General features: G+C 68.2%; 6 protein-coding genes. All 6 read right to left on the minus strand.

The features are described 5' to 3' along the window. Positions 1-5: 5 nt before the first annotated feature. Positions 6-572: a DUF1062 domain-containing protein gene (locus ACMO6A_RS13070; protein WP_015759916.1), complete on the minus strand. Its 567-nt coding sequence runs from the start codon at positions 570-572 to the stop codon at positions 6-8. A gap of 348 nt (positions 573-920) precedes the next feature. Further along, positions 921-1,292 carry a metal-dependent transcriptional regulator gene (locus ACMO6A_RS13075; RefSeq protein WP_009305903.1) on the minus strand — a complete coding sequence of 124 codons (372 nt, stop codon included), beginning with the start codon at positions 1,290-1,292 and terminating at the stop codon, positions 921-923. 151 nt (positions 1,293-1,443) lie between these two features. Further along, positions 1,444-3,189, minus strand: coding sequence for an ABC transporter ATP-binding protein (locus ACMO6A_RS13080; RefSeq protein ID WP_009305901.1), 1,746 nt, complete (start codon positions 3,187-3,189; stop codon positions 1,444-1,446). A gap of 1 nt (position 3,190) precedes the next feature. Then, the gene (locus ACMO6A_RS13085; RefSeq protein WP_233839582.1) at positions 3,191-5,050 is read right to left on the minus strand and encodes an ABC transporter ATP-binding protein; all 1,860 of its coding nucleotides are present in this window, start codon (positions 5,048-5,050) and stop codon (positions 3,191-3,193) included. Positions 5,051-5,158: 108 nt separating this feature from the next. Then, complete coding sequence (locus ACMO6A_RS13090) at positions 5,159-6,634, minus strand: ABC transporter ATP-binding protein (RefSeq protein WP_009608150.1); 1,476 nt, start codon at positions 6,632-6,634, stop codon at positions 5,159-5,161. Beyond that, positions 6,631-7,161: energy-coupling factor transporter transmembrane component T (locus ACMO6A_RS13095; protein WP_418471391.1), on the minus strand; the 531-nt coding region annotated here is incomplete at its 5' end. The genes ACMO6A_RS13095 and ACMO6A_RS13090, both read right to left, overlap by 4 nt.

Below are 7,161 nucleotides of genomic sequence, written 5' to 3' on the forward strand. Positions count from 1 at the left end.
CCCGCCTACTGCTCGCGCCGCCCGCGCACGAGGATCGTCTGGTGCGGACGGAGCTTCGCGGCGAGGACGTCGGCTCCGTCGGCGGCGCTCACGTCGCCCGCCTCCACGAGGCGCTCCAAGCCGCTGCGCGAAACGCCCAACTTGGCCCGCAGCACCTCGGCCAGGCGCAGGCCCGCAAGGTCGCCGCCGTCGATTTCAACCCGACAGTCCTCGCCGCCGGCGGGCCGGTCGCCTTCGACGACGAAGGCGACCTTGCCCCGGCGCGCGCCGTTGCGCCTGAGCAAGCCGACGTCGAGCGCGCACCACAGCGCCATCACGGGATCGTTGCCCGTGAACCGCTCGAGCTCTTCGCGGTCGATGCTTCCCGGACGCCCACGGCTGATCACGGCGCTGTTCCACACGCTTCCGCACGTGGCGCACCGGTAGATGAGCCACACGTCCAGACGTTTCTTCTGGGCGTTCACGCGAAACAGGCCCGTGGACGCGAACTCCGCGTCAGCACCGCAGGTCCCACAAGGGCGCAGCGCGACCGGCGCGGCGGTCGCCTCCACGCGCCATATACTCGTTTTCATGATGGTTGTTGCCTTCCTTCGCAATCCGAATACGTTCGAAATGGAAGGTGGGCACAGGCGGCACCACGCCGTTATTCAGCTTTTTCATACAGGGAACCTCTCTGATTGTCTGTGCATCTCAACCGGACGGCCCATCGCAAAACGGCCGCTCGCAGCGGCGGCAGGCGGACGGGCAGCGCCCATCACGAAGCGGCCGCGCGCGGCGCGGCAGCGGATGGGACGGATGTGTCGCGTGGTTTAGCGGTTGGGAGGAACAGTCATGAGAGGAGAGCCTTTCGTTGGGTTGCGGGCCATGAGGCCCGGGCCGCCATCATACCGGGCGACCCGCCGCGCGTCAACCGAGCGCTCTCAGCCGCGCGCGTCGAGCGCGGTTACCAGCTTCCGGAACGAGTCCTCGCACAGGCAGTGCTCGAGGCGGCACGCCTCCTCGTCGGCGACGACGGCCTCCACGCCCGCAGCGCGCAGCAGAGCGCGGAAGAACGCATGGCGTTCGCTGACGCGCTCGGCCACGGCGCGCCCCTCGGCGGTGAGCCGCACGTCGTGGGCCACCACGTGCACGAGCTTCTGGCGCTCCAGCTTGGACAGCGCCTTCGACACGCTCGCCTTCGACACGCCCAGCCGGCCGGCTACGTCCACGGCGCGGACGTAGCCGTGCTCGCGCTCCAGCGCCAACACGGCTTTCAGATAGTCTTCGGCAGACTCATGAACAGGCTGCTTCACCTGCACCTCCTCTCCGCGCGGGCGGCCGCCGCGCGCGCAGTGCGTTTCCCTTCCCTCCGGTATAGCAGAAACGGGCCGCCCGTTCCGCTCCAAACAGCCGCGCGCCTACTCCGATCGGACATTTCGCAGGCGGCGCGCGACGGCGCGCGCCCTACCCCGCCAGGCGCCAGCCGGCGGCTTCGCGTCGCAGGTTCACGAAGTCGCGGTAGAGCCCCTGCTCGCCCATGAGCTGGTCGTGCGTGCCCCGCTGCACGATGCGGCCCTCGTCCACCACGAGGATCTGATCGGCGCCGGCCACCGTGTTCAGGCGGTGCGCGATGGACACGAGGGTCTTGCCGCGCGTGAGCTCGCCGATGGCGGCGATCAGCTCGTGCTCGTTCTCAGGATCGACCGAGCTCGTGGCCTCGTCCAAGATGACGATGGGCGCATCCTTCATGATGGCGCGCGCGATGGAGATGCGCTGGCGCTCCCCGCCCGAGAGGCTGGCGCCGCCCTCCTCGAGCACCGTGTCGTAGCCCTGCGGCAGCTGCATGATGAACTCGTGGCAGCGGGCGCGCCTGGCGGCGGCCTCCACGTCGGCATGGGTGGCGTTCGGCATGCCGAACTTGATGTTGTTCTCCACGGTGTCGTTGAACAGATACACGTTCTGGAACACCATCGACACGTGCGCGAGCAGGCTCTCGGCCGTGCCCTTGCGCACGTCCTGGCCCCCGAGCAGCACCGCGCCGGCGTCCACGTCCCAGAATCGGGCCATGAGGTTCACGAGCGTCGTCTTGCCCGAGCCGCTGGGCCCCACGATGGCGCAGCTCGTGCCCTGCGGGATGCGCAGCGACACGTCGTCGATGACGCGCCGGTCGGCGTCGTAACCGAACGAGACGCCGTTCATCTCGATGCCGAAATCGGCGGGCGCGAGCGGCGCGTCCGTCGCGTTCTGCTTCGGGATGTCGCACACCTCGTCGACGCGGTCGAGCTCGCCTTCGATCTTCTTCGTGAGGAACGCCGCATCGTTCGCGTGGATGAGCTCGCCGTAGATCATGAACGCGGCCACGAGCAGCGTGAGCGCCCACGACAGCGGCAGCGCGCCGTTCAGGTACAGCGCGCACGCGGTGAACAGCACCGCGCAGCTGGCCAGGTTGAACACGAGCGCGTACAGCTTGAGGATGCCCTGCGCGGCGGCCTCCTGATGGTAATCGGCCGCGCGCTTCTGCTGGAACGACGCCTTCGCGGCGGCCAGCGATTCGTCGGGCGTGGCGAACGTGCGCAGCACGGCCATGCCGCGAGCGTACTCGATCACCTTGTCAGCCATGGCCTCCTGCGCGGCGGTCACCTCGCGCGTCACGCTGGTGGCGCGGCGGCGCAGCACGTTCAGCACGCACAGGCCCGCGGCGATGCCCGCGAACGTGATGGCCGCGATGGGCCAGGCCACGGCGAGGAAGAACAGGCTCATGATCACCGCCATGGCCACGCCGCCCGTCAGACCCGTCAGGCAGATGGTCATGAACTCCTCCAGCTGGTGCACCGTCGTGGTCAGCGTCGTGGTGACGGCCGACAGGCGCTGCTCGGAGAAGTAGCCCATGGGCGCGGCCTTCAGCCGGTCGCCCACGCGCAGGCGCAGGTCGCGGAAGATGTGGAAGCCCTGCGCGTCCATCGTGATGTCCACGAGGTACTGGAACACGTACTGCCCGATCACGCTGACAGCCAAGATGCCCAGGCATTGCAGCGCCACGACGGCGTCGAGGTGGTCGCGGTTCTCGAGCGCCCAGAACACCGCGCCCAGCATACCGGCCATGAAGAACGCTTTCAGGATGTTGCACACCATGCCCCACGTCAGGCTGCGCCGCGCCGCCGGAGAGAAGCTGCCAGCCAGGTCGAGCACGCGTTTGATGAGCGCGAACATGCTACATCGCCTCCTTGATATCGTTGTCGCCCGTCGTCGAAACGTCAGCGAGGGTTTCCCCGGTGCCACCGGGGGAAGCCGCAGCGTCGGCCGGTTCCGCTGTTCGTAGAACAGCGGAACTTCTGTGCTGCTCCCACATGCGACGGTACAGCGGGCAGCATTCCAGCAGCTTGTCGTGCGTGCCGCGGGCGACGATGCGGCCGGTGTCCATGACGAGGATCTGGTCGGCGCCCGTCACGGTGGACAGGCGGTGCGCGATGGTGACGAGCGTCTTCCCGACCACGAGCTTGCTGATGGCGCGCTCGACGAGCGCCTCGTTCTCGGGATCGGCGTAGGCCGTCGCCTCGTCGAGGATGACGATGGGCGCGTTCTTCAAAATGGCGCGTGCGATGGCGATGCGCTGCTTCTCGCCGCCGCTCAGCCTCTCGCCCGCCTCGCCGGCGCGCGTGTCGTAGCCCTGCGGCAAGCGGCTGATGAACTCGTGGCAACCCGCCGCGCGGGCGGCGGCCTCCACGTCGACCTGCGAAGCGGCAGGACGCCCCATGCGAATGTTGTCGGCAAGCGTGCGGTCGAACAGGAACGTGTCCTGCGCCACGTAGGAGATATGCTCCATGAGCTGCTGGTACGGGATGTTCCGCACATCGACCCCGTCGAACGCGACGCGCCCGTCCGTTGCATCCCAGAACCCGGCCATGAGCTTCGCCACGGTCGATTTGCCCGAACCGCTGGGCCCCACGATGGCCGTGATCTGCCCGGGATGCGTCTCGAAGCTGACGCCGTGCAGCACCTCGGCCCCCTCGTAGTAGGAGAACGACACGTTCTCGAACGCGAACGACTCGCCGTCCAGCCGCACGCGCTCGGCGGGGCGCACGAGCTCGGGCGTGCCCAGGAAGTCCCAGATGACGTTGAGGCACACGTCCATGCGCGAGATCTGGCCGCCCGCCTGCGCGAACTTCAGCAGCGGCGCGATGAAGCCCAGCGGGATGACGATGCACGTCAGGAATATCGGCAGCGTCAGCTGGCCTGCGGACATGAGCCACACGCCCAGCGGCAGCGACACGAGCAGCGTGCACGGCACCACCGACTTGACGGCCGCCATCCACACCCAGCTCTGCTTGAACCACGCGAGCGTCGAGTCGTGGTACTCGGCGACCGCGGTGGAGAATCCGCCGTACGAGCTGGCCGTACGCCCGAACGCCTTGATCACCTGGATGCCGTTCACGTACTCCACGAGCGACGAGTTCATCCGCTGCTCGCTGCCGATGTAGCGGGCCATCTTCGGCTTGTAATCGCGCATCATGGCCGCATAGAACAGCACGCCCAGAGGGATGGTGGCCAGCCCGGCCAGCCCCATGCGCCAGTCGAGCGCGAACACGATGACCATGGCCAGCAACGGCCCGAACACGTTCGACGGCAGCTCGGGCATGAAGTGGGCGATGGCGTCTTCCAGCTGGTTCACGTTGTCGACGAAGCGGTTCTTGAACGTGCCGGTGGGCGTGTCGATGATCGTGCCCATGGGAACGCGCTCCATCTTCTCCGCCATCTGGTCGCGCATGGTGGCCAGCGCCTTGAACGCGATGCGGTGGCTCATCATGGACGAGCGCCACGTGCAGAAGAAGCGCGCGACGTGCGCGAGCGCGGCGACGGCCGCCAGGAGGGCCGCGCGCTCGAACGTCAGCGTGCCCTCGATGAGCCCCGCCGCCAACAGCGCGATCACCACGTAAGGCACCATGCCCACGGCCTCGCCGATACAGGCCAGCACGAGCGAGCACACCATGCGCCCGCGATCCGGCCGCATGAAGTAGTACAGCTTCGCGAACGCGCTTGGCCGCACGTCGCGGTTCGCCGGAGAAACTTCCATTGGTCAACTCCTCAAGTTAGCTTTATCAAACTTCGCTCAGAATGCCCGAAACGCGCGCCCGCCGGCACAGGATCGAGGGACTCCCGCCGCATCGCGGCACCGAAACGACTATTCGGGGTTGCGGAGCGCACTCGCATCGCCAGGGCCGTCGAAGCCGACCTCGACCGCCGACCCGCCCTCGCCGATGCGCAGCACCCGGTCGCACGCCGCCAGCAAGAACTCGTAGTCGTGGGTGATCACCACGATGCCGCGCCCTTCTTCGGCCAGGTCCCGCAACAGCTGCGCCACGCCCATCATCGACGCCCAGTCCAAGCCGCTCGTGGGCTCGTCGAGGCACACGACCTTCGCATCCTTCATGTAGGCCACCGCGATGGACAGCCGCTGCTTCTGGCCTCCCGACAGCGATGCCGGGTGACGGTCCTCCAGCCCCGCAAGCCCCATGCGCGCAAGCGCTGCGCGCGCTCGCGCCGTGCGCGCCTCGTCGGCACGCTCGCCCAGAAGCAGCTCGGCTTCGACGCTTTCCGCGAACAGCTGGCAATCCGAATCCTGCATGACCAGGTAGCTTGCCCGCACGCGCTCCTTCGGCCGCAACGCGACGCCGCCGATGGACACCGTGCCCGCACACTCCGTCTTGAGACCGCACACGAGGTCGATCAGCGTGCTTTTGCCCACGCCGTTGCGTCCGACGATGCCCACGACCTCGCCCTCCCGCACCGAGAACGACGTTCCCTTCAGCACGGGCGGCGCGCCCCGATAGCCGAAGCTCACGTCGCGCACTTCAAGGACCGCAGGCCCCCGGGCCTCCGCGCGCGGCACGGCGCGCACCTCGTCGAGGCTCGACGCGCGCAAGCCCAGCTCGTGCGATGCCTCGGGCGTAAGACGCGCCAATTCTCCCGCGGCGAAACGCCGCTCCACGCGCCCTGCACGCAGCAGCAGCGCCTCGTCGGCAAGGTCGGCCAGATAGTGAACCCGATGCTCGGACACCACCACGGTCACGCCGCGGTGCAGCAGCGTCTCGACGATGGTGCGCAGCCGAGCGGTGGCCACCTCGTCGAGGTTCGCCGACGGCTCGTCCATCACCACCACGCGCGGGCGCATCGCCAGCACCGACGCAACCGCCACCGCTTGCTTCTCGCCGCTCGACAGGTCGAAGATGCTGCGGTCCATCAGGTGCACGACGCCGCACGCTCCGGCCGCTTCGGCCACGCGTCGGCGCATCTCGAGCGCGGGAACGCCGAGGTTCTCGCACGAGAACGCGATTTCGGACGACACGTCGGTGGCGAAGAACTGGCTGCGCGGATCCTGGAACACCGACCCCACCGCGCCGGCCAGCCGCTGCACGCTGACGGAAGCCGGCTCCATGCCGCACACGTCCACCGAGCCGTCGAGCGCGCCTCCCTCGAAGAAATGGGGGACCAGCCCGTTCAGCAGGCGCGTCGCAGTGGTTTTACCGCACCCGCTCGCGCCCAGCAGCAGCACGAGCTTCCCGCCGCCCGCGCGCAGGTCGAGGCCGCGCAGCGCAGGCTGGCCATCGTGGGCGTAACGAAACGTCGCACCTGCCACCACCACCTCGTTGGCCGTCATAGCACGTTCACCGCCCACGCGACATAACCGGCCGCCGTACAGACGAGCACCGCCGCCGTCACGAGCGCCCCCGACGCTCCGATGCGCACGTCGCGGTACGTCGTGCGCGCACCCACGAGGTCGAGGCCGCGCGTCATGGCGGAAGCGGCCAGATCGTCGGCGATTTTGATGGTGCGGATGATGAGCGGCACCAGCACGTACTCGAGCGAGCGGCCGGGATGCAGCACCAGGTTGCGCGCCGAGAGCTCCACACCGCGCAGCCGCATGGTGGCGCTGATCTTCCGGAACTCGTCGGCAGCCGTGGGAAGGTAGCGAAACACCACGGCGATGGTGATGACGAGGCCGCGCGGCAGGCGCAAGCGCTGCAGCGACGCGATGAGATCATCGATGCGCAACCCCACCGACATCCACATGATCAGCGCAAACGTAGACAGCGAGCGCGCGAAAATGAAGAAGAGAAAACCCACCATGCCCGCCACCGTGGCGTTGGGGATGAACCCCGCGCCCCACTCGGCAAGCGCCACCGC

The sequence above is a fragment of the Eggerthella sp. genome, assembly GCF_048329335.1.
Lineage (GTDB): Bacteria > Actinomycetota > Coriobacteriia > Coriobacteriales > Eggerthellaceae > Eggerthella > Eggerthella lenta.